General features: G+C 70.5%; 23 protein-coding genes. 10 read left to right on the top strand and 13 right to left on the bottom strand.

Annotation, left to right across the window (positions count from 1 at the left end):
- Positions 1-29 precede the first annotated feature (29 nt).
- Both FCN18_RS20965 and FCN18_RS20960 read left to right on the top strand, forming a co-directional pair.
- Entirely contained in the window at positions 30-1475 is a 1446-nt protein-coding gene (locus tag FCN18_RS20965) for an FAD-binding oxidoreductase (RefSeq protein ID WP_113641219.1), read from the top strand.
- Positions 1475-2839: an FGGY-family carbohydrate kinase gene (locus FCN18_RS20960; protein WP_137095906.1), complete on the top strand. Its 1365-nt coding sequence runs from the start codon at positions 1475-1477 to the stop codon at positions 2837-2839. The genes FCN18_RS20965 and FCN18_RS20960 overlap by 1 nt, the downstream gene beginning before the upstream one ends.
- Before the next feature lie 4 nt (positions 2840-2843).
- Here FCN18_RS20960 and FCN18_RS20955 read toward each other — a convergent pair whose 3' ends face one another.
- Positions 2844-3398 carry a glycerol-3-phosphate responsive antiterminator gene (locus FCN18_RS20955; RefSeq protein WP_228714060.1) on the bottom strand — a complete coding sequence of 185 codons (555 nt, stop codon included), beginning with the start codon at positions 3396-3398 and terminating at the stop codon, positions 2844-2846.
- A 104-nt stretch (positions 3399-3502) separates the two neighbouring features.
- Positions 3503-4030, bottom strand: a complete 528-nt coding sequence (locus tag FCN18_RS20950) for a GNAT family N-acetyltransferase (RefSeq protein ID WP_113641147.1) — start codon at positions 4028-4030, stop codon at positions 3503-3505.
- A gap of 106 nt (positions 4031-4136) precedes the next feature.
- Between FCN18_RS20950 and FCN18_RS20945 the strand changes: the two genes are divergently transcribed.
- The 5 genes from FCN18_RS20945 to FCN18_RS20925 all read left to right on the top strand — a co-directional run bounded on the left by FCN18_RS20945 (position 4137) and on the right by FCN18_RS20925 (position 8357).
- Positions 4137-4574, top strand: coding sequence for an STAS domain-containing protein (locus tag FCN18_RS20945; RefSeq protein WP_158303145.1), 438 nt, complete (start codon positions 4137-4139; stop codon positions 4572-4574).
- Positions 4575-4593: 19 nt separating this feature from the next.
- A complete protein-coding gene (locus FCN18_RS20940) occupies positions 4594-5040 on the top strand; it encodes an ATP-binding protein (protein ID WP_228714059.1) in 447 nt (148 codons plus the stop codon).
- A 291-nt stretch (positions 5041-5331) separates the two neighbouring features.
- Positions 5332-7245, top strand: a complete 1914-nt coding sequence (locus FCN18_RS20935; protein WP_137095905.1) for an alkyl/aryl-sulfatase — start codon at positions 5332-5334, stop codon at positions 7243-7245.
- Positions 7246-7367: 122 nt separating this feature from the next.
- Positions 7368-8036, top strand: coding sequence for a response regulator transcription factor (locus tag FCN18_RS20930; protein WP_137095904.1), 669 nt, complete (start codon positions 7368-7370; stop codon positions 8034-8036).
- A gap of 93 nt (positions 8037-8129) precedes the next feature.
- Positions 8130-8357 carry a LapA family protein gene (locus FCN18_RS20925; protein ID WP_113641220.1) on the top strand — a complete coding sequence of 76 codons (228 nt, stop codon included), beginning with the start codon at positions 8130-8132 and terminating at the stop codon, positions 8355-8357.
- 2 nt (positions 8358-8359) lie between these two features.
- On the opposite strand, the gene FCN18_RS20920 is transcribed toward FCN18_RS20925, so the two are convergent.
- A complete protein-coding gene (locus FCN18_RS20920) occupies positions 8360-9361 on the bottom strand; it encodes a DUF389 domain-containing protein (protein WP_206077953.1) in 1002 nt (333 codons plus the stop codon).
- Positions 9362-9501: 140 nt separating this feature from the next.
- Between FCN18_RS20920 and FCN18_RS20915 the strand changes: the two genes are divergently transcribed.
- Positions 9502-9702 (top strand): hypothetical protein, encoded by a 201-nt coding sequence (locus FCN18_RS20915; RefSeq protein ID WP_137095903.1) that lies wholly within the window; start codon positions 9502-9504, stop codon positions 9700-9702.
- A 123-nt stretch (positions 9703-9825) separates the two neighbouring features.
- On the top strand, positions 9826-10932 hold the full coding sequence (locus FCN18_RS20910) for an AI-2E family transporter (RefSeq protein ID WP_137095902.1): 1107 nt from the start codon (positions 9826-9828) through the stop codon (positions 10930-10932).
- Positions 10933-11229: 297 nt separating this feature from the next.
- Here the strand turns inward: FCN18_RS20910 and FCN18_RS20905 are convergent, their stop codons facing one another.
- The 3 genes from FCN18_RS20905 to lhgO all read right to left on the bottom strand — a co-directional run bounded on the left by FCN18_RS20905 (position 11230) and on the right by lhgO (position 15061).
- Complete coding sequence (locus FCN18_RS20905) at positions 11230-12231, bottom strand: TerC/Alx family metal homeostasis membrane protein (RefSeq protein ID WP_137095901.1); 1002 nt, start codon at positions 12229-12231, stop codon at positions 11230-11232.
- Between the two features lie 476 nt (positions 12232-12707).
- Positions 12708-13796: an Ldh family oxidoreductase gene (locus FCN18_RS20900; RefSeq protein WP_137095900.1), complete on the bottom strand. Its 1089-nt coding sequence runs from the start codon at positions 13794-13796 to the stop codon at positions 12708-12710.
- 17 nt (positions 13797-13813) lie between these two features.
- Entirely contained in the window at positions 13814-15061 is a 1248-nt protein-coding gene (lhgO, locus tag FCN18_RS20895; RefSeq protein WP_137095899.1) for an L-2-hydroxyglutarate oxidase, read from the bottom strand.
- A gap of 200 nt (positions 15062-15261) precedes the next feature.
- Here lhgO and FCN18_RS20890 point away from each other — a divergent pair, with 200 nt between their 5' ends.
- Positions 15262-15909, top strand: a complete 648-nt coding sequence (locus tag FCN18_RS20890; RefSeq protein WP_112273016.1) for a GntR family transcriptional regulator — start codon at positions 15262-15264, stop codon at positions 15907-15909.
- A gap of 269 nt (positions 15910-16178) precedes the next feature.
- Here FCN18_RS20890 and FCN18_RS20885 read toward each other — a convergent pair whose 3' ends face one another.
- From FCN18_RS20885 to FCN18_RS20855, 7 genes are all read right to left on the bottom strand, one after another.
- A complete protein-coding gene (locus FCN18_RS20885; RefSeq protein WP_112273014.1) occupies positions 16179-16973 on the bottom strand; it encodes an IclR family transcriptional regulator in 795 nt (264 codons plus the stop codon).
- A 42-nt stretch (positions 16974-17015) separates the two neighbouring features.
- Complete coding sequence (locus FCN18_RS20880; protein ID WP_206077952.1) at positions 17016-18005, bottom strand: substrate-binding domain-containing protein; 990 nt, start codon at positions 18003-18005, stop codon at positions 17016-17018.
- Between the two features lie 14 nt (positions 18006-18019).
- On the bottom strand, positions 18020-18691 hold the full coding sequence (locus FCN18_RS20875; RefSeq protein WP_456107166.1) for a class II aldolase/adducin family protein: 672 nt from the start codon (positions 18689-18691) through the stop codon (positions 18020-18022).
- A 61-nt stretch (positions 18692-18752) separates the two neighbouring features.
- Positions 18753-20126, bottom strand: coding sequence for an SLC13 family permease (locus FCN18_RS20870; protein WP_112273010.1), 1374 nt, complete (start codon positions 20124-20126; stop codon positions 18753-18755).
- A 143-nt stretch (positions 20127-20269) separates the two neighbouring features.
- Positions 20270-21013, bottom strand: coding sequence for a class II aldolase/adducin family protein (locus FCN18_RS20865; RefSeq protein ID WP_113641158.1), 744 nt, complete (start codon positions 21011-21013; stop codon positions 20270-20272).
- Positions 21010-22239 carry an NAD(P)/FAD-dependent oxidoreductase gene (locus FCN18_RS20860; protein WP_137095898.1) on the bottom strand — a complete coding sequence of 410 codons (1230 nt, stop codon included), beginning with the start codon at positions 22237-22239 and terminating at the stop codon, positions 21010-21012. The genes FCN18_RS20865 and FCN18_RS20860 overlap by 4 nt, the downstream gene beginning before the upstream one ends.
- The gene (locus FCN18_RS20855; protein WP_112273004.1) at positions 22236-22433 is read right to left on the bottom strand and encodes a ferredoxin; all 198 of its coding nucleotides are present in this window, start codon (positions 22431-22433) and stop codon (positions 22236-22238) included. The genes FCN18_RS20860 and FCN18_RS20855 overlap by 4 nt, the downstream gene beginning before the upstream one ends.
- Between the last annotated feature and the right edge of the window lie 10 nt (positions 22434-22443).

Raw genomic sequence — 22443 nt, 5'->3', positions numbered from 1 at the left:
ACCCGAACTCGAACGGAGCGCACGACACCATGGACACGACCGCCATCATCGACCGGCTGCGCGAGATCGCGGGCCCCGAGCGGGTCGACACCGACGAGCGGCTGCTGCGCGAGGCCAGCGTCGACCGGTTCAAGAAGTACACCGCCGTCCACGGCATCTACGACGGCCCGTTTCCGATCGCGATCGTGCGAGCGGGCAGTACCGAGCAGGTGGCGGCCGTGCTGGCGTTCGCGAACGCCCACGGCGTGAACATCGTCCCCAGGACCGGCCGTACGGGCACCGAGGGAGGGCTGGAGACCAGCTTCGAACGCACCGTGGTGCTGGACGGGTCCGAAATGGACCAGATCGTGGACGTCGACCCGGTCGACATGCAGGCCACCGCGCAGTGTGGTGTCCCGCTGCGGGTGCTGGAGGAGCGCGTGCGCGAACTCGGGCTCACCACAGGTCACTCGCCGCAGTCCAAGCCGCTCGCGCAAATGGGCGGGCTGGTCGCGACCCGGTCCATCGGCCAGTTCTCGACGCTCTACGGGGGGATCGAGGACATGGTGGTGGGCCTTGAGGCGGTGTTCCCCGACGGCACCGTCAGCCGGATCAAGAACGTGCCTCGCCGCGCCGCTGGCCCGGACATCCGCCACGTCGTGATCGGCAACGAGGGCGCGCTGTGCTTCGTCACCGAGGTCACGGTGAAGCTGTTCAGGTACCAGCCGGAGAACAACCGCTTCCACGGCTACCTGCTCGACGACGTGCGCACCGGCATCGAGATCCTGCGCGAGGTGGTGACCAACGGCTACCGCCCCTCGGTCGCGCGGGTCTACTCCGAGCAGGACGCCGCACAGCACTTCTCGCACTTCGCGGGCGGCAGGTGCGTCGCGGTGTTCCTGGCGGAGGGCCCGGCGCCACTCGCCGACGCGACGAGCACGGAGATCGACCGGATCGTCGGGAAGTACCAACACGAGAAGGTCGATCCCGAGCTGATCCGCGAGTGGTTCGACAACCTGAACTGGGGACCGGACAAGATCCGCGCCGAGCAGGAGGCCATGCTCGCCGAGCAGCGGCTCGGCTACACCACGGAGGTCTCCGCGAACTGGTCGGTGATCGGCGACATCTACGACGCCGTGATCTCCCGGATCACCAAGGAGTACCCGCACGCCGACGACATCACCATGCTCGGAGGGCACTCCTCGCACAGCTACCAGACGGGCACGAACATGTACTTCGTGTACGACTACCGCATCAACTGCGAACCACGAGAGGAGATCACGAAGTACCACATCCCGATCAACGCGATCATCGTCGAGGAGACGCTGGCTCGCGGTGGCTCGATGGTGCACCACCACGGCATCGGCAAGTACCGGGCGCCGTGGACCGAGCAGGAGCACGGTAGCGCATACCCGATCCTGCGCAAGCTGAAGGACGTCTACGATCCCAACGGGATCATGAACCCGGGCACCATCTTCCCCGTCGGAGACCGGTGATGGCGGGGTACCTGCTCGGCATCGACAACGGCTCGCAGAGCACCAAGGTCACCGTGTTCGACGAGCACGGCACCGTGCACGCCCGCGCTCGTGTTCCGTTGCGTCCCAACGACATGCCCCGGCCGGGCGTTGTCGAGCACCCTGACGACGACCTCTGGGACTCGATCTGCGCGGCCACGCGCGCGGCACTGGACGCGTTCGACGGCGAGCCGAGCGAGCTCCTCGGCGTCGGGCTGTGCACGATTCGCTTCTGCCGGGCCATGCTGCGGGCCGACGGTACACTCGCCCAGCCGGTGCTCAGCTGGATGGACGAGCGCGTCTCGCGGCCGTACGAGCACACGAACCCCGACGTCCGCTACGTCACCACCTCGTCGGGTTACATCACCGCGCGGATGACCGGCCGTTTTCGTGACACCGCGGCCAACTACCAGGGTGTGTGGCCGATCGACACCGACACCTGGGCGTGGGTCGCCGATCCCGACGTACCCCGAGACATGCTGTTCGAGCTGGTGTACCCGGGCGAGAAGCTCGGCGCGGTGACGGCGGAGGCGGCCGCGCACACCGGACTGCCGGAAGGGCTTCCGGTGTTCGCCACCGCCAACGACAAGGCGGTCGAAGCTCTCGGCGCGGGGCTCGGCGACGACCGTACGTTGCTGCTGTCACTCGGCACCTACATCGCGGCCATGACCACCGGCTCACACAACGTCCACGACGCCAAGGCGTTCTGGACCAACTTCGCGTGCTGGCCGCGTGAATACCTGTACGAGAGCCACGGAATCCGCCGTGGCATGTGGACGGTCAGCTGGCTGCGGGACCTGCTCGGCGACGAGGAATGGCTCAACGCGGGCGCGGCGAGCGTGCCGGCCGGGTCCGAAGGGCTGGTCGCGGTGCTCGACTGGCTGGCCCCGGTCGAAGCGCCGTTCCGCAGGGGCGCCTTCCTCGGGTTCGACGGCAGGCAGGGCCCTTTCCACATGTACCGCGCCGTGCTCGAGGCCATCGCGCTGACCCTGCACGGCAACGGCAACGCCATGGCCAGGGAGCTGGGTACGGAGTTCGAGCAGGTGCTGGTGTCCGGCGGCGGAGCCGGTTCGGACGTGCTCATGCAGATCGTGGCGGACGCCTTCGACCGGCCCGCGCGGCGCGCCCAGGGCGGGGCGGAGCTCGGTTCGGCGATCTGTGCCGGGGTCGGGCTCGGCCTGTTCGGCGACTTCGACGAGGCCGTGGCGGCGATGGTCAAGCCGGGCACGGAGTTCCGGCCCGACCAGGCCACCCACGAACGCTACCGGCGGCTGTCCGAGGTCTACCGGGAGCTGCCCGGCTACACCGATCCGCTGTTCACGTGGCTGGCCTCGGCTGGGGAGTGAGCCGTCACATCGACCAGACGTCTACATTGGATGAAGCGATGGCGGTGGCGCCCGCGCCCAACGCGGCCAGCACGTCGTCCTTGTCGCACACCAGCCCGCCCGCGATGATCGGCACGTCGGTGTCGGCGCGTAACCACTTGATCACCCGAGGCACGCATCCGGGCAGGATCTCGATGTAGTCGGGCCGGGAGATCGCCAGCTGCCTGCCGAGGTTGTGGTACGAGAACGAGTCGACCAGGAAGAAGCGGTGCACGGCGAGCAGGCCGCGGGCTTTGGCGGCCTTCACGATGCCCGCCTTGCTGCTGAGCACGCCGTCCGCCTTCGTGCGTTCGGCCACGAAGTCGACGGCGATGTCCCGGCCCTCCAGGCCCTCGACCAGATCGACGTTCACCAGCACGGTTTTCCCTGCGGCGCGCAGTCGATCGACGAGCGCTGGCAGGGTCAGGATCGAACCGAAGAGCAGGAAGACCACCGGGGGCTCCAGCTCCGTGACGGCACGGAGCCCGGCCTCGTCCTTCACACTCGCGACCACCGGCTGGTCCAGCAGGAGTTCATGCACAGTTCCACTATGACACAGGTTTCCGGGCGCCCGGCTCGCCGCGGCCGCCACGTCGCAGTGTCCACTTCGGATGCCGAGTCTCGTTGGGCGCCGGGCCGGCCGGTTCAGTCGCCGAGGTCGTGGTGGAGTCGTCGTTCGTGCAGTTCGGCGCCGCCGGGGCCGCGGTCGAGTTGGGTGCGTCCGGTGTCGATCCAGCCGTGGCGGTGGTAGAAGCGCAGGGCGCGTTCGTTGCCGCTGAGAACCCACAGGCCGGCGTGGGCGAAGCCGCAGGATCGGAGCCGGTCGAGTGCTGCGGCGTGGAGCCGGGTGCCGATGCCGCGGCGCCAGACATCGGGGGAGAGGTAGAGCGCGTAGAGGTCGCCGAGCGTGGGGTCGGCGCGGTCGGCCGGTACGAGCGGAGGACCGGTCGCGGCGAAGCCGACGACGGCGCCTGCGGTCGTCGCGACCACCACGCGGGTGTGCGGCGGGCGAGAGGTGAGGACGTCGGACCAGAACTCTTCGCGGTCGGGAACGGACAGGCCCGCCAGGACATCGTCGGCGAGCAGACCACGGTAGGCGGCGCGCCAGGACCGCACCAGCACGCGGGCGATGGCGTGCGCGTCGGCCTGCGTCGCGTCTCGTAGCTCCACCATGTCGACGATGCTTCCATGGGAGCGCCCTGATCCGCGTTTGTCTACCGGCATTTCCGGGTAAGCCCGGGCCCGCCCCGTCAGTCAGCGCCGGAAGGCGGCGATTGCAGTGTTGGAGGACTTCCAGAACGCGCCGCGAGAGTCGTTGCTGCGCATCAGCTGGCAACGAGCCGAACGCGCGGTCGTCGTCCATGCCGAGGGCGAGGTCGACCTCAGCACCGTCGCCGAGTTGGAGTCCGGCCTCGGCGCGGCCCGCGACGCGGCGACGCCGCCTGACCACCTGGTCGCCGATCTGGCCGCCGTCGGCTTCTTCGCCGCCTGCGGGGCCTCCATCCTGCTCGACTACCACTATCAGTGCACGAGGCGAGACACTCCGCTACATGTGGTGGCAGGTCTTCCGGTCGCGCGAACGCTGCAGCTGTGCCATGTTGACGGTGTGCTAACGGTGTTCCCCGCCTTGACCGGCGCAGTGTCCAGGGGGCGCGGGGCCAAGCGGCTGCGTGACGCCCCCGACTGGCCGGTCGATCCACTCGGATCGGTCGAATAGGGCTCCGCCTGGTGGGCATGTGCGCAACGTGAGGGGCGACGCGTTCGAGTCGGGAAACGGCCACGGACCGGTGCTGGCCTGGGACCTCACACCGGGCCGGGCACCTCCCACCGCCGCCGTCCGGCACCGGGCGGCCTCCATCCTCACCGCACTCGCCGAGGACCACCTCCACGCGGTCCAGCTCGTGGTGTCGGAACTCCTCGCCAACGGGCACGATCACGCAGGCGGGGCCCGGGGAGTCCGGCTGTGGCACCAGCGGAACCCGTGCCGGGTCCGGGTGGAGGTCGATGACGCCTCACACCGGCCCCCGGTACTTCGCGCGCCGACGCCACAATCCCTCCGTGGCCGGGGCCTTGTCCTCGTCGACCAGGTCGCGCGCGACTGGGGTTGCACGTCCCGGCCCTACGGCAAGACGGTGTGGGCCGTCATCGACTGCACCGCCTATCCCTGGGCCCGGTGCGCGTGAGCTCGCCCGGCCGCATTTGGTCCGCGTCCGGCTCCCGCTGAAGGAGCGCTTGGAGTGGACGATGGCGACGAGCGGGTGCCGCGCCTTCCGGGGGTGAGCGCCGCACCGAGGCCATCGAGTCCTCTGTGGATGGCTCTGCGGCAGTCGCTGACAGATGGTGGCGTGAAACGGTCCAGCATTCGTTTCACCCTGAGCGGATGACGCCCGTACCGCCCCGGCCCTACGACCATGCCGGTGGCGGGACGCTTCTCCCACGCCGAGAGACCGCTGTGGGCGAGAAACGAGGAACTCATGACCGAGACGGGTGCGACACCGGCGATCATCGCGGCCACCTCCGCCTTGGAGGAGCGGCTCCCGTTCGCCGACACCACGGACCTGGAGGACGCCGAACGCGGGTTCATCGGCGCGCTGCGGCCTGGCCAGGTGTTTGCGGCCGACGGCAGGGTCGTGTGGGACGCCGACGCGTGGGCGTCCGTTCTGGAGCTGGAGCGCCCGGAAACGGTGAACCCGAGCCTGTGGCGGCAGGCCCGGCTCGTCGCTCTGCATGGGCTCTACGAGGTCACTGACGGTGTCTACCAGGTGCGCGGCATGGACCTGTCGAACATGACGCTGATCGAGGGAGATACGGGTGTCATCGTGATCGACCCCTTGGTCTCCACCGAGACCGCGGCGGCCGCGCTCGCCCTCTATCGCGAGCACCGGGGGAACCGCCCGGTGACCGCGGTGATCTACACGCACAGCCACGTCGACCACTTCGGCGGCGTGCGAGGAGTCGTCTCCGGAGAGGACGTGGCGGCAGGCCGGATCCCGGTGCTCGCTCCCGAGGGGTTCGTCGAGCATGCCGTGGCCGAGAACGTCTACGCGGGGCCCGCGATGGCCCGCCGGGCGGCCTACATGTACGGGGCGGCTCTGCCGGTGGGCCCTGCGGGGCAGCTGGGCGCTGGCCTTGGCATGACGGTGTCCACCGGCACGGTCACGCTGATTCCGCCGACACTGGACGTGACGAGGACCGGGCAGGAGGAGGTGCTGGACGGGGTCCGGGTCGTCTTCCAGGTCACGCCCGGCACGGAAGCGCCCTCGGAGATGAACTTCCTGTTCCCCGACCTGGGCGCACTGTGTATGGCGGAGAACGCCACCCACACCCTGCACAACCTGCTGACCCTGCGCGGAGCGCTGGTTCGTGACCCGCACGCGTGGGCGCATTACCTCACCGAGGCCATCGACCTCTTCGCCGACGCCACGAGCGTCGAGTTCGCCTCTCATCATTGGCCGACGTGGGGGCGCGAGCGGGTCGTCGCCCTGCTCACCGAGCAGCGCGATCTCTATGCCTACCTGCACGACCAGACCCTTCGGCTGCTGAACAAGGGCTACGTGGGTGCGGAGATCGCCGAGATGTTCGAGCTGCCACCCGGTTTGGAAAGGGCCTGGCACGCCCACGGTTACTACGGGTCGGCCAGCCACAACGCCAAGGCCGTCTACCAGCGGTACATGGGCTGGTTCGACGGCAACCCGGCCCATCTCTGGCCGCACCCGCCCGAGCAGGCGGGCCGCCGCTACGTCGAGGCGATCGGTGGGCCGGAAGCCCTGCTGGAGGTCGCGCGGCGAGCGTTCACCAACGGTGACTATCGGTGGGTCGGCGAGCTGGTCGGGCACCTCGTCTACGCGGATCCGGGGAACACGGCGGCCCGGGAGCTGCAGGCGGCCGCGTTCGAGCAGCTAGGTTTCGGCGCCGAGAACGCGACCTGGCGCAACTTCTATCTCGTCGGGGCGGCCGAGCTGCGGGGCGAGAAAGGCGGAACGCCCACGGTGACGGCGTCGCCGGACATCCTCGCCCAGCTCAGCCTCGGGCAGCTGTTCGACAGCGTCGCGATCAGGGTGGACGGGCCGCGCGCCGGTGACCTGCGGATCGGTGTCGACTGGACGGTGACCGGCCCGGACGGCGAGCACCAGTACTGGTCCCGGTTGTCCAACGGCGTGCTTTCCCACGGCGACGGTGCGGGCCGCGAGAAGGCCGACGCCCTCGTCCGCGCCGACCGGCAGGGGCTGCTCGCGTTGTTCTCCGGCGAGGCCGGGCCAGACGAGTTGCGGGAGTCCGGTTCGCTGACCATCGAGGGAGCCACGGACGTCCTCGGCCGGATGCTCGGTGTGCTCGACTCCGCTGATCCCGGGTTCGCCATCGTCACGCCCCGGCCGCGGGAACGCTGACGGCGGGGCGGGCCACCGGTCTGCGTGAATGCCCGGCGAAACACCCTGGTCTGCACTACTTGCGACTACTTGCGCCTCGGGCCCTGCTCCTTGGTTTCGGCCTCCTCCGGAGGCGGGAGCCGATGAACCGAGACGATCTCCAGCCCGAGGCTCTCCAGCAGCGCGATCTGCCTTGGCGAAGGGGCAGCGCGGCGTGGCGCGGGAGATCGCCGCCTGGCTGTACCGGCGCGTCGGGCCGAGCGCAAGTCGCACTGGTCCGGGCGTGGATCGCCGTCGCAGACGGGGAGTTCGGCGAGGCCGAGCGGACACTGGCCCAGGCCCACAACGGGCATTCTCGGTTGCCGCCCGTCACCGGCGTCGAAGCCAGGCTCCTCAACTCGGCCGTCGCGTCCCGCACGGGCCGGAGGACGGTGGCGATCAAGTCTCTCCACGACGCGCTGCACCTCGCCGAGCCTGTCCGGCTGATCCGGCCGTTCGTGCTGGCCGACCCGTGCGTCGGCCAGCTGATCAACGACCATGCCGGCGGGTTCGGCAGGTTGGAGGCGTTCAGCGCCAAAGTGCGCCATGCGATGTTCGCGGAAGCGCCGGGCAACGGCGGCCGGCTGCTCACGACCCGCGAGTACGACGTGCTCAGTCACCTCGCCTCGCCGGTGTCCTTCGACGAGGTCGCCGCGACCCTGTCGGTGTCGGTGAACACCGTTAAGACCCATGTCCGTGCCATCTACGCCAAGCTCGGGGTCACCAGCAGGAGAGCGGCGGTCAGCGCGGCCAGGGCCCGCGGCCTGGCCTGACCCGATCCGTCCGGGGCGCAAGTCATCCCCGGCGGATGAGGCGCCGCCGCCGTCGGTGGCGCAGCCTGCTGGCGATGTGTGAAGGAGGTGACCGTGACCGCGAAACCCGACGTGCCCGGAAAGCGTCGCTTCCAGCTGAGTCCGGGCCGCGTCATCGCTCTCGTCGTCGCCGTGGTGGTGGTCGTGTTCGTCGTGCAGAACCGCGACACCGTCGACATGCACCTGTTCACCGTCGTCATCACGGGCCCGCTGTGGACGGCGCTGCTCATCGTCGCGGCGCTCGGCGTGCTGACCGGATATCTCCTGACGCGGCGCCGCTGAGGTCACGAGCCGTCAGCTGGCAGCTCCCGCGAGCCCTTGAACAGGAGCGACAGCCTGGCTGGAACGTCAACAAGGCCCGCCTCGTCGAGCGCGCGTCGCAGCGAAGCGGCATGCTCGACGGGCGGCAGGCCCGCCGTGATCACCGTGAGAACACCTCGTTCGAAGGTGAGATCGACGACCTGCCACGACCTCTCGGCGGCCCAGCGCTCCACGACGGGCCGAGCCACCGCGACGGTGCGCTCCTGCTGGACGACGTGGTAGGTGCCGATGCCCAGCGGCACGCTGACCAGCAGGACGAAGCCGGCGATCACGGCGAGCGTGCGGACACCGAGTCGCCCCACCGGCCTGCCCGAGGCTTGGGCGACCGCGCGCACACGGTATCCGAGCAGCACCGCCGTGCCGGTCGCGATGATCGCGGCGACGTTCGTGGCGAACAGCAGCAACGCTCCGCCGGCCTGGCCGTACGCGCCCGACTCGAGGGTCAGGCCCACGACCGACAGCGGCGGGACCAGCGAGATCGCGATCGCGACACCGGGCAGCGTGTCCGACACGTCGGAACGCACGAGGGCGAACGCGCCGACGACGCCCGTCGCGAGCGCGGCGACCAGATCGATGAGGCCGGGGCTCACCCGTCCCGCGACCTGCGAGTTGGTGTCGGCGGTGATCGGGCCCGGTACCAGCAGGCCGAGGACGTAGCCGATCGCGATCACCACGAGGGCTCCGCCGACGACGAGGACCACGCTCGCCACGACCTGCTTCCGGACGGCGAGTACCGCGGCGAACGCGGTGCCGAGGATCGGCGTCATGAGCGGCGCGACGATCATCGCTCCGATCACCGTGGCGACGGAGTCGGCGACCACGCCCGCGCCCGCGATGACCGCGGACAGCGCCAGCAACACCCAGAACGCCGACCGCTGTGCCCGCACGCCCAGGAACAGCTTCTCCGCCATCCGGTCGATGTCGGCGTCGGACAGCCCGAGCTGCACACCCGTCTCGATACCCACCCGCGCATCGTCGCGGGCACGGCGGCGTGCTTCATCGTCCGCGGCGGGTGAGGCGGTCACCCTCACCTCGTGCGGGCGAGGATCCGCGCCACCGTCCTGGCCGTCCTGTCGATGCACCGGGAGCGACGGAGGTCGGCGCGTTGCTCAGGAATCCACATTGGGGTAACCCGGCCGCGTGGGCCCGCGCGTCGGCGTGGCTGACGTTCGCGAGCATCCTGCCGACCCTCACGGGGGTGTTCCACGTCATCGTCGGTCTGGTCGCACTACTGCGCGCGGACTACTACGTCTGTGGGAGAACCCTCTGCACCGGGACCGGACGTCGCCTCACCTTCCGGTGGTGATTCGAGTTCCTCCACCCGGACCCGGCTGTCGCTCCTTGCCGGACCCGGCCACGGCCGTCCCTTCCGTGTCTCACCTGGCAGTGACGAGGTGCGCGAGGTGTCGCGTCGCCTAGCGTCGCCGGAATGAAGCCGGCTGGACGGGAGCTGATCGCGCGCGGTATGCCGCGAGCGCTGATGCTGCTCGTCGGGGGCGCATCGCTGGTCGTGATCATCGCCGGTCTCAAGATCGGCGCGTGGCTTCTCGGACCCGTCTTCCTGGCCGGGGTCATCGTGATCACGCTGAGCCCGGCGACGGGATGGCTGCGCAGGCACGGTGTTCCGGGCTGGATCTCGACGGCCCTGCTCGTTCTGCTCGTGTACGCGGTGATCGCCGCTCTCGTGCTGGTGGTCATCGTGTCCGTCGGGCAGCTCGCCGCCCTGCTGCCCACCTACGCGGCACGCGCGCACGACCTCGTCACACGACTCACGTCCCTGCTCGACCGGTGGGGCGTGACGCCCGACGACCTCCGCCCTGCCACGACCGGCCTGGACTTCGACCGGCTCATCGGGTACGTGGGGGCCGTGCTGGGCTCGGTGACCAGCATCGGTGCCGGAATCCTGTTCCTGTTGGCGCTGCTGCTGTTCCTGAGCATCGAGGTGGCGGTGGCGAACGCCCGCAGGCTCGCCGTCACCGCCGACCGCCCCGGTGTCGGAGCGGCGATCACGGAGTTCATCCGCGGCACCCGCCGCTACATGCTCGTCACAACCGTGTTCGGCCTGATCGTCGCTGTGCTGGACGTCGTCGCTCTGGCGATCATGGGCATACCGTTGCCGGTGCTGTGGGGTGTACTCGCGTTCATCACGAACTACATCCCGAACGTCGGCTTCCTGCTGGGCCTCGCGCCACCCGCGGTGCTGGCGCTGCTCGAGGGGGACTGGCAGTTGATGCTGGCCGTCATCGTGGTGTACAGCGCGTTGAACTTCGTGGTGCAATCGTTGATCCAGCCGAGGTTCGTGGGCAACGCGGTCGGATTGTCGACGATCGCGACTTTCGTCTCCCTTGTGTTCTGGGGATGGATCATCGGACCGGTCGGTGCGATCTTGGCCGTGCCGCTCACGTTGCTGGCGAAGGCGTTGCTCGTGGACGTCGATCCTCGGGCGCGGTGGGTCGACGATCTACTGGCCAGCCGCGCCGTGGTGCTCGACCGCCAGGTGCCCACCGAACAGGAGGTGGCGCGGGAGTCCACGTGAGGCGCCTTGGCCTTCCGTTGCTCGTCCGGCGCTGTGCGAGGCGAACCACCGCCCGGGCAAGTAGCAGCGCTGACATCGGCGTTGCGTGTGATGTCCGGGTTGGACAGACCGGACGCTCGGCTGGCCTCGACGGGGCGACGGTGAACGTCGCCCCGTCGGTCACGTCGACGGTTGACGGCTGCTAGCGGTGCGGTCGGCGGGGTGGGCGGACGGTGAGCAGCACCGCGCCGGTGATGGTCATCGCGGACAGCAGCAGGACGGTCAGGCCGAGTTCGATGAGGAAATCGGTGAACATGGTCAACTCCGGATCTCTCGCTGTGTGGCACGGGCGCGGGAGCGCAGGCTGGTCAGGGTGACCGTGGTGAGGATGAGCACGATCACCGCCAGCGACAGGAGGGTGGGGATCTCGGGCACGGCGGGCCAGATGCCGTGTGCCCACTGCAGGACGAGCTTGACGCCGATGAACGCGAGGATGAGTGCCAGGCCGTGGTTGAGGTGCGTCAGCTTGGCCAGCACCGCTTGGAGCACGAAGTACAGCGCGCGCAGGCCCAGCAGCGCGAAGGCGTTGGTGGTGAAGACGAGGTAGGGGTCTTCGGTGATGCCGTACACGGCCGGGACGGAGTCGACGGCGAACACCACATCGGTGGCGAAGACCGCGACGACCACGACGGTGAGCGGGGTCAGGGCGCGCCGGCCGCGCTCGGTGACGATCATCCGGGTGCCCTGGTAGTCGTCGGTGACGGGCATCAGCTTGCGCAGCAGGCGCACGGAGCGCATCCGCGAGACGTCGCGTTCGAGGCCGTCGCCGGTGAGCGCCTCGTGCAGGATCTTGATCGCGGAGGCGAACAGGATCGCGCCGAAGACCAGGAAGGCCCAGGTGCCCGCTTGCAGAAGGGCGGCGCCGGCGGCGATGAAGATGCCGCGCAGGACGAGGGCGCCGACAATGCCGTAGAGCAGCACCCTTTGCTGGATCTCGGCGGGCACCGCGAACGCGGCCAGCAGGAGCATGAACACGAACAGGTTGTCCACCGACAGTGACTTCTCCACCACGAATCCGGTGGTGAACTCCAGGGCCTGTCCGCCGCCGAAGGCCAGCCACAGCCCGCCTGCGAACAGCAGCGGCAACGCCAGGTAGAACACCGACCAGCCCGCGGCCTCGCGCATGGACACCTCGTGCGGGCGGCGGGTGACCAGGAAGTCGGCCACCAGCAGCGCCAGCAGCACCGCGATGCTGATCGCCCACAGCAGCGGTGATCCAATCGACTCGAGCGCCGGGGCGGGGGCGGAAACCAGGTGCATCAGGTCCTCCTCGAACACGGGTCACGGTTCGAGGTCTCCTTCACCCGGCAACGGGCGACCCGCCGGGGACATCCCTGGATGTCCGTACTGACCGGCCGGGCCTTTCGGGAAGTACTCCCCTCCCCACCAATTATGGGACAAATCGGGCAAATGTAAAGGACGTCCGGCGTCCCCCGATGGCGTGTCATCGCGGACCGGCGTGGGCCGTCGCTCACCGCAGCCACGACACGGTGGTGTCGCCGGTTCGGGAGTTCGCTCGTCGCGCGGTCGGCCGCCGGAAGGTCACCTCGATCGCGGGCACCTCGCGCCTCAACGCCCGCAACTTCGGTTTCGGTTGCGCCGGCAGGGCTTCCGAGCCGGTCCAGCGTTCCGGGGGCCGGTCTTCGAGGCGGGAACTCACGCGCGCTTCGATGGATTCCGCTCAGGGCGCTGACCGCGACCGGCCGCCCGACCGTCGCTTGTGGAGAGTCCGTTACTCAGTCACGACTCGCGATGGCGAACTCGACACCGGCGCGTTCGGCGACGCCGCGCAGCTGGGCGGCCAGTGGTCCTGGCATCGGGATGCCGGAATGGGCGCGCTCCTCGCGGGCGGTTGCCTCTGGGTCCCCTGGGACGAGCACCGGGCAGTCCGGGTCGAGCGGCGGGGTCTCGTGCAGGAGATCGATGGCGTCGTCGAGGTCGTCCTCGAACACGCCTGCCGCGCGGAAGAACGTGGGGTCCAGCGCGAGGAAGAAGTGCCCGATGTTGTGTGGCGCGTCCGGTTCGTCGCGCTCGCGGATCGCGGGGAACGTGCCGCCGCAGAGGGTGGCGCCGAGGATGTGGGCCATCATGCTGAGGCCGTAGCCCTTGTGGCTCGACATCTCCGGCGTGCCGCCGAGCGGGGTCAGCCCTCCGATGTCGTCCTCCCTGATGATCCGGAGCGCGACCGCCGCGTCCTCGACCGGTTGTCCCTGCTTGTCCAGCACCCAGCCCGGGGGCAGCGGTTTGCGGTGGTAGTCGTAGACCTTCACCTTGTTGACCGCGGCGGTTGTGGTGGCGATGTCGAGCAGGAAGTTCGGGTTGCGACGGGCCGGGGCGGCGAAGGCGAGCGGGTTGGTCGCGAGCCGGGGCACGGCTGATCCGGTGGGTGCGGCGCACGCGAGGTTCGCCGAGCTGGTGACCAGTCCGACCAGTCCTTCGGCCGCCGCCATCTCGGCGTAGTGCCCGGCGGCGCCGAAGTGGTGGGAGTTGACCACCGACACCACGCCGACCGCGCTCTGGCGGGCCTTCTCTATCGCCTTGCGCATCGCGAACTCGCTCGCGGGGTGGCCGATGCCGCCGCAGGCGTCGACGAGCGCCGACGCGGCGTTCTCCCGCACGACCACCGGTCGCGCGCGCAGGTCGATCCGGCCCTCGTTCCGGAGCTTCTCGTACGTCATCAGCATGGACACGCCGTGGGAGTCGGTGCCGGCGAGGTCGGTGCCGACCATGACGCCGGCGGTGGTCTCGGCCAGATCGGTGTCCATGCCCCACGCCGTGAGGACGTCCGTGATCAGTCTGCGCACCCGCTCGGCGGGAACTCGCATGGGTACTCCTTGACTTGTCAGGCCGCGGCGGTGTCCGCGCGGACGGCACGGGCGAGATCGTTCTCGCCGAGGTGCTCGAAAACGTCGGCAGCGATGTGGGCTCCGATGTGGAGGCTCGACGTCGCCGCTGGCGACGGGGCGTTGAGCACGTGGATCGCCCGCGCGGTGCGGTCGATGACGAAGTCGTCCACCAGCTCGCCGTCGTCGCGCACCGCCTGCGCGCGCACCCCGCTGCCGTGACGGCGCAGGTCCTCGCCGTTCAGCGTGGGCACGAGCTTGCGGACCTCGCGCACGTAGAGCCGCCACACGAGCGAGTGGGCCATCTCGGTGAGTCCGTAACGCCAGTACCGCCGGGCGAGGCCACGCAATGCGGGGTCGCGGGCCAGCTGTGCCAGCAGGCGCCGGTCGACGTCGCGCCAGCGGTAGCCCTCGCGCGCGAACGCGGGCACCGCGTTGGGTCCCACGTGGACGGAGCCGTCGAGCATCGGGGTCACGTGCACGCCGAGGAAAGGAAGGTCCGGATCGGGCACCGGGTACACGGGGTTGCTCACGACGTCCCTGCGGCCGGGCCGGACCTCCGTGTACTCGCCACGGAACGGCATGATCCGCACGGTGGGGTGGTCGCCGGCCGCGCGGGCCACCACGTCGCTGTGCAGGCCCGCGCAGTTCACGAGCACGCGCGCGCGGACCTCCTCGTCCTCGGTGCGGACCACGGTCCGGTCGCCCTCGCCGGCGAACGACAACGCGGGCGCGTTCGTGCGCAGGGTCGCGCCGAGCCCGGTCAGCTCGCCGGCCAGGGCGCGGCAAACGGCACCGAAGTCGGTCATGGCGGTCTCGGCGATCGCGAGCGCCGCGATCCCGGCGACGTTCGGCTCCCGCTCGGCGATCTCGCGCCGGTCCAGCCGCCGCACGGTGACCCCGTTGGCCTGCCCGCGCTCGGCGAGCAGTTCCAGGCGGGGCAGCTGCTTCTCGGCGGTGGCCACCACGATCTTGCCGGTGCGCCGCACGGGAACGTCCTGCCGCTCGCAATAGCGGATCATCGCCTCGCCACCCGCCCGCGCCAGCCGTGCTTTGAGGCTGCCCGGCCGGTAGTACAGGCCGCTGTGGATGACATTGCTGTTGTGCCCGGACTGGTGCGCTCCCCAGCGGGACTCCTTCTCCAGGACGGTCACGGAGCGGCGCGGGTCGGCGAGCAGGATCGCCCGCGCCGTGGCGAGGCCCAGCACCCCTCCTCCGACGACGACGACATCGACAGCACGGGACATCTCGCGGACCCTCCTCGCTCGCAGCCCACCGCAGTGAAGGCCACCATGCCTGCGCCCACCCGTCTCCCACTCCACCCGAACGGAGACGCCGCGCGCCGCTGTGTTGATCCCACGCAGTGAAGGTGGCCTTCACTGCAGTGGCGAACCGCTGCGACTGTATACAGTCGCAGCGTCCGTACACAAGGGGTTAGACTCCGCCGGTGAACCCAGCGGCCAGGACGAACAACAGCGCGAACGTGATCGCCGAGCGCCTGCGCGCGTCGATCCGGCACGGCGAGCTGCTCCCCGGCACCCGCCTCGTCCAGGAGAAACTGGCCGCCGAGCTGGACGTCAGCCGCATCCCCCTGCGTGAGGCGCTGCACACGCTGGCCGCCGAGGGCCTCATCGAGGTGCTGCCCCAGCGCGGCATGCACGTCGCCGAGCTGAGCCGCGCCGACATCGTCGACCTCTTCGAGCTGCGCCTGCAGCTGGAACCACCCCTCGCCGACGAGATCGTGCGCGGCTGCCGCGACCGCGACCTCGACGAGCTGCAGGCACTCGCCGACGAGATGCGCGCACTCGGCGCCGACGCGGCGGGGCGCGCCGTGCTCAACTATCGCTTCCACCGGCGCATCTACGAACTCGCCGAGCGCAAACTCTCCCTGCGCTTCATCGACCAGCTGCTACACCTCGTGGAACCCTACAGCCGCCGCTGGGTCCACTCAGGCCACGAACTGGACCGCATCGACGCCGAGCACACCGCCATGGTCGAGGCGCTGCGCACCCGCGACGCCTCGCTGCTGCGGCGCGTCGTCACCGCCCACGTCGAAGGCGCGCGCGACCACGTCCTCGCACACCACCCGGCGTAGGGCACAGCTCGGGACGCGGCGACGCGGGCCGGCGCGGTGACTGGATCGAGGATGCCATCGCCGCGCCGGTCACCGTGACCATCGCGGGCTACTCGAGAGGGGTCGCGGCCGACCAGGTGCTCGGGTGCCCGGTGCGGTGCGACGCGGTGGAGCCGGTGCCGCGGCCACGTGTTCGTGCCGAGGGTCCATGACCGGCGGGCTGGCGGCGAGTGGGCCGAGACCTCGACAGGGCGAGGCGTGGACGACGGGTCCTCCGTGGGACGTCGGAATCAGTGCAGCAGCGCCGCCGCCCTGTCGACCGTGGCACGCATCAGCTCGGCGATCCGCTTGATCTCGGGGCGCTTGACACGGCCCACCGGCATCGCCGTGTTGAACGACAGGCGCAGTGCCGAGTGCTCGGCGGGGAAGGCGACCGAGACGGAGGAAACGCCCTCCTCGCTCTCCTCGGACGAGGTCGCGTAGCCGCGCCGCCGGATGCCGGCGAGCTCCCGCTCCAGCGCGGACCTGCTGCGGATCGAGTGCTCGGTCAGCCCCGGCAGCTCCTCGTCGGGATAGAGCTGGTGCAGCCGCTCGGTGGACAGGGACGCGAGCATGGCCTTGCCCGTCGACGTGCAGTTGGCGGGCAGCGAGCGGCCCAGCCGGGACGCGACGCGCACCGCGCGCGGGCTCTCGATGGCGTCGATGAACCGCACCGTGGTGCCGTCGAGGGTGGCGATGTGGACGGTCTCGCCGGTCTCGCCGTTGAGCTCCTCGAGAAACGGCCGCAGTGTCTGCCGCACGTCGAACTGTTGCAGGATCGAGAAGGCGACGCCGGTCAGCGCCGTGCCCGGCACGTACGCCTTCGACCGCCGGTCCTGCCGGATGAAGCCGCGGTAGTGCAGCATCGCCAGCAGCCGGTGGGCCGTCGACGACGCCACGCCCAGATAGTCAGCGACCTCGGTGAGCCGCAGCTCGCTGCGCTCGCCCAGCAGCAGCAGAATCCGCAGCGCGTTGTCGACGGATTCGATCGGGTACTGCGGGCGAGGGCCCACCCCGCCCGCATCGAGCGCAGAAACGTTCTTCACAGCAGAAATCCTAGCCGACCACGCCCCGCGTCGTTTCTCCGCTCACACCACCACCTCGGCGAGCGTCTCGGGGGCGAACAGTTCGTCGGGCTCGTACCGCCGCGGCGCCAGGCCCTGCTCGTGGGAGTAGCGCAGGAATGTCTCCAGCGCCGCGCGGTTCGGCTCGACTCCGTATGGCCACCAATCCTCACCCATCGCGGCGCGCGTGCGCTCCACCTCCGCCCACAGCCACGGCAGTGCGTAGGGCAGGGCCGCCGTCTCGCCGAGCCCGGACAGCGCGATGGCCTTGGCACGCACGCAGGCCTTGACGAGCTCCCGGGCCAGCCACCGGTTCCGCTCGTAGATCTCGCGCCGCAGCACGAGCGTGTGCATGACCGGGAAGATGCCGGTGCGGTGGTGGTAGTCGCGTTCCATCTGTTCCGGGTCGGGGAACAACCGTCGCAGGCCGCCGTGCCCCTCATCGTTGAACGGCCCGGGGTTGCGGGCGCTGTAGACGGCGTCCAGCTCGCCGTCGAGCAGCATCCGCGACAGCGTCTCGCCCTCGCGGATGGGTCGCACCTCGACGCCGGGTGGCAGGTCCAGCGCCAGCTTCTCCTCCCTGCCCGGCGCGTCGAGCCCACCGGTGCGGTAGCGGACCGACTCCACGGGCAGGCCGTGGTGCTCCGCGAGGATTCCGCGCACCCACACCGCGGCGGTGATCTGGTACTCCGGCACGCCCACCGTGCCGCCGGCGAGTGCGGCCGGGTCGGTGAACGGCGAGTCCTGCCGTACGTACACGGCGCTGTGCCGGAACGCGCGCGAGGGGAACACGGGCACGGCAACGAACGGCGCTCCCTGCGAGAGGGTCAGCACGTAGGTCGACAGCGACAGCTCGGCGATGTCGAACTCGCCGAACCTGAGCATCCGGAAGAACGTCTCCTCCACCGGGAGGGCGAGGAAGTTCAGTTCGGCGCCCGCGACGCGGACCTCACCCGTGCGCAGGGGCCACATCCGGTCGTAGCCCTGGCAGGCCATGGTGAACACCGGGGACACGAACGCCGCCTCCTTCAGCCCACTGTGGGCAGTCGCCGCACGAGGTAGTCCCACACCGAGGAAACGGCGCGCTCGTGGTAGATGTGCTCGCGCTTGGCCAGTGACTCCGCTGGCGGCGACCAGGTGGGCCAGCCGCCGCCGGAGTGCGTGAGCAGTTGCTGGGCGCACGCGCGCTCCAGCAGGATCGCGGCAACGGTCGCCTCCTCGACGTCCTCGCCGATCGCGACGATCCCGTGGTTGACGAGGAACACGGCGCGGGCGTCGCCGAGCGTGGCCGCGAGCGCCTTCCCCAGTTCACGCGTGAGCACGAGGTCGGCGGTGTCGGTGAAGCGGGGAACCTGGGGCGGCACGAAGTAGTTCGCGGCGTGGCTGACCGGGCGCAGCGGCTGGCCGGTGGCGGCCAGCGCGACCGCGTGTGGCGGGTGCGTGTGTACGACGGCACCGACGTCGGGCCTGGCGGCCATGATCTCGGTGTGGATGGGGTACTCGCTGTGCCGAGTGCCCTCGCCGCCTCGCACGGCGCCGTCCTCGTCGACGAGGTGCACCCGCTCCGGCGTCACCTCGTCGAGGCCCCACTCCGCCGACTTCAGCCACACGCCCTCGCCGCCGGGGTCACGGGCGGACACGTGACCCCAGATGAGGTCCCCGTGACCCGCGGCGGCAAGGACACGTGACGAAGTGGCCACGATCTCACGGACATCAGCGCACATGTGGTTCGTTCTCCGATTCTCAGTGGACAGTCATGGGTCAGGGCACGCTCGGCAGGACGAAGACGAGCCAGGTCAGCACGGGGGCGGTCACCGCCATCGCGATGCCCCAGCCGAGCATCGTGCGGAACAGGGACGGCCGTTCCGGCTCCGGCGCGTTGGCCAGCGTGAGGGCCCCGACGGACGAGAACGGCGTCGAGTCCACCACCGTGGCCGAGATCGCCAGCGCGACGATCATCGCGGTCGCGCCGACCTGCCCCTGCACGAGGAACGGCACCGCGAGCGGGATGAGCACGCCGAGCAGGCCCGCGCTGGAGCCGAAGGCGGAGGTGACCGCACCGACGAGACACAGCAGGAACGCGGTGAGCAGGGGCACGCCGATGCCCGCGATTCCGTCGCCGACGGCGCCGATCGTGCCGTAGCGCTCCATGGCGGCGACGAGCGTGGTGACACCGCAGATGAGCAGTACCACCGACCACACGATCTTCTTGTCGGCCCTGTCGAAGCGCTTCGGGAACACCGCGTGCAGCGCCACGGCCGCGACGAGCGCGAGGAAACCGATCTCGATGTCGAAGACGAGCGCGCCGACGCCGACCCCGAGCATCACCAGCAACGTGATCGCCTGGTCGGTCCGCAGCGCGGCGGGGCGTGCCGAACCGCTGCGCTCGTTGCTGGTCTGCGCGCCTGCCGTGGACCCAGGCACGTCCCCGGAGCCGCCCGTGGCCGTGGCGGCCGCGCCGCCCTCGGCACGGGCGCCGACGCCCGCGGCGATCGTGGCACTGGCCGTCGCGACGCGCATGTGCCGTTCGCGTAGCAGCGTCCGGCCGCCGAAGCAGAGGTAGATGACCACGGCCAGCACGATGTTGTAGGCGGCGTTGCCGAAGAACAGCGCGGCCGAGGAGACCTGAACGCCGCCCGCTCCCGCCGCCTTCTGCACGATGATCGCGAGCCCGTTCAACGGAGAGAAGTTTCCCAGGCACGACCCGTGCATGACCATCAGCGCCGACATGCGCCGGTCGATCGCGTAGCGATCGCCGAGCCGCAGGCACAGCGGAGCGAGCATGGCAACGCCGGCGGGCCCCAGCGCGCCCGCCGTGGTGGGCACCGCGGAGAACACGAAGACGAGCCACGGCACGAGCGCGGGCCGGTCGCCAAACAGCCACACGGCCCTGTCGATGATCCATTCGATCGTGCCGTTCACCGAGGCGAGGCCGAACAGGTAGGTCACGCCGACGAGCAGGACGAAGAGATCCGCGGGGAAGCCGGCCAGCAGGTCGTCGACGCTTTCGCTCGCGACGAGCGTTCCGATGAGGAACGTCGCGACGAGCGAGAGCGCGCCGATGCTGACAGGCCTGAGCGTGCCGACGATGAACACCAGCACGAGCGCCACGACTCCGATGACGTGGATGGACACAGCAATTCCTCTCCGCGCGCTTCATTGGGCGCGACCACCGAGTGGGGCATCGGGACAACACGAGGACCGGTCTCTGCGATGCAGAATCACTTTCTTTCATTCACTCGTTCGTGTCAACAGTGCCGAGCGAACACAAAGGACGATCACACCGGAACGGACACGTCCCGCCGCAGCCGCGCAAGCTCATGCCGCCACGCCGTCGCCGTGTTGAACGTCGCTCCGAGATCGGGCAGCTCGGCCAGGTCCTCCTCGGGCAGATCGGCGAGCGTCCCGCCCGCGCTCACCACGCGTAGGGAGAGCGCCGCGAGCCGGTCCACGCTGATGGACTGCAGCACGGCCTGCTCGACGCTGCCCCCGGCACTGGTGAGCCCGTGACCGCGCAGGAGCACGACCGGCCGCTTTCCCATCGCCGCCACCATCTCCGCCGCCAGCCGCCGGTTGCGCACCAGCAAGCCCCGCGGGTAGACCGGCACGCCCCCGGCGGCCAGCCGCGTGCCGGGGATGTCGAAGGCTCCGACGATCGGCCGGATCGCCAGTCCCGCGAGGTCGGCCGCGACGACCGACGGCGGGTGCGCGTGCACGACCGCCTCCACGTCGGGTCTGCCGCGCAGGACCTCGGTGTGCAAGGGAAGCTCGTTCGGCGGAGCGTAGCCGCCGTCTAGCTCGCCCGCCGTCCCCGGCTCCCCGTCGAGGTCCACGAGCCGGATGTCGGCGCTGGTGGTGAACGCGAGTCCGCGTTCCTCGGGGCCACGGCAGCGCACGAGCAGTCGCCGCGCGTCCACCCGCAGGCTGATGTGCCCCAGGATCCCGTCGGCGAGGCCGCGCGCGGCGAGCACCCGGCAGGCCTGCGCGATGTGGGTGCGCAGGGGCGCCAGTTCCTCGCTCATGTCACCGCCCCCGTCCTCGCGCTGGGCCGCCGTGCGGACACCAGTTGCCGGACCTCCTCCAGGGACATCGTGCCCGCCGCCTTGCGGCAGACGACGAGCGCACGCGGCCAGCTGACGGTCACGGCACCCGCGAACGTGCCGTCCGGCTCGGCGTAGAGCGCGGCGAACGAGCGCTCCGGGTCGGGGCCCGGCACGAGAACGTGGCCCAGCGCCCCTCCGGTGTGGCCGGTGAGCTGGAGCGTGCGGTCGTACTGGTCGCTCCACACGTACTCGACCGGCTCATGGACGCGCGGCGCGTCCGGCCGGACGATGTTGTGGGCCACGCACGCCGCCTGCTCCACGGCGTTGGTCCAGTGCTCGGCGCGGCCGAGCCCGCCCCGCCGGGGATGCGGCACGCGGGCCACGTCGCCGACGGCGTGCACGTGGTCCGCCGCGCGGCTGAACCGGTCGCACACCACGCCGTCGTCGAGGCGCAGGCCGGAGGTACGCAGCCAATCGTCGTTGGGCACTGCGCCGATGCCGACGACCACGGTCGCGGCGGGCAACGGGGTCCCGTCGCCGAGACGCACCACGAGCCCGTCCTCGACCTGCTCGACGCCGTCGACGCCCACCCCGAACCGCGTGGTCACGCCGTGCTCGGCGTGTAGCCGCGCGAACCAGCCGGCCACCGCGGGATCGAGCACCCTGCTCATCGGCGCCGGAGCGGGGTCAACGAGCGTCACGTCGCGCACCCCGAGACCGCGGGCCGTCGCGGCGACCTCGGCGCCGACGAAGCCCGCGCCGATCACCACCAGCGGCCCACCGCGGCGCAGGTCGCGCGCCAGCGTCGTGGCGTCGGCGAGCGTGCGCAGGACGTGCAGGCCGGGCGGAGCGCCCCACGGCGACGGCCTGGCCTGCGCGCCCGTCGCGAGGACCACGTCGTCGTAGCGCAGCTGCTCGCCGTCCGCCAGCTCGACCCGGTGGCCCGCGACGTCGAGCCGTGTCGCGGCGCGGCCGAGCAGCAGCCGGATCCCAGCGTCACGGGCCGCGCTCTCCGTCAGCAGCGTGATGTCGTCGCCGGTCGACGTGCCCGCGAGCACGCCCTTGGACAGCGGCGGCTTGTCGTACGGCGCCACGGTTTCCTCGCCGACGAGCACCACGTCGCCGGCGTAGCCCCTGCTCCGCAGCGCCTGTGCCGTGCGCACCCCGCCGACCGAGGAGCCGACGATGACCGTCACCGGGCTCACGGCGTCTCGACCCTCAGCGCGGCGACGGGGCAGCTGCGGGCGGCGTCGCTGATCCGGTCCATTTCGGACCCCGAGACCTCTTTTCTCAGCACCACCACCAGGCCGTCGTCGTCGAGGTCGAACACATCGTCCGCCGCGACGACACAGTTCGCGTAGCCCTGGCACAGGTCCAGATCGGCCTTCACGAGTGCCATGTCGGTTCCT

It is taken from the genome of Prauserella endophytica (assembly GCF_005146945.1).
Classification (GTDB): Bacteria; Actinomycetota; Actinomycetes; order Mycobacteriales; family Pseudonocardiaceae; genus Prauserella_A; species Prauserella_A endophytica.
The sequence above is the reverse complement of the archived record's forward strand: the minus strand, read 5'-3'. Positions and strand labels throughout refer to the sequence as shown.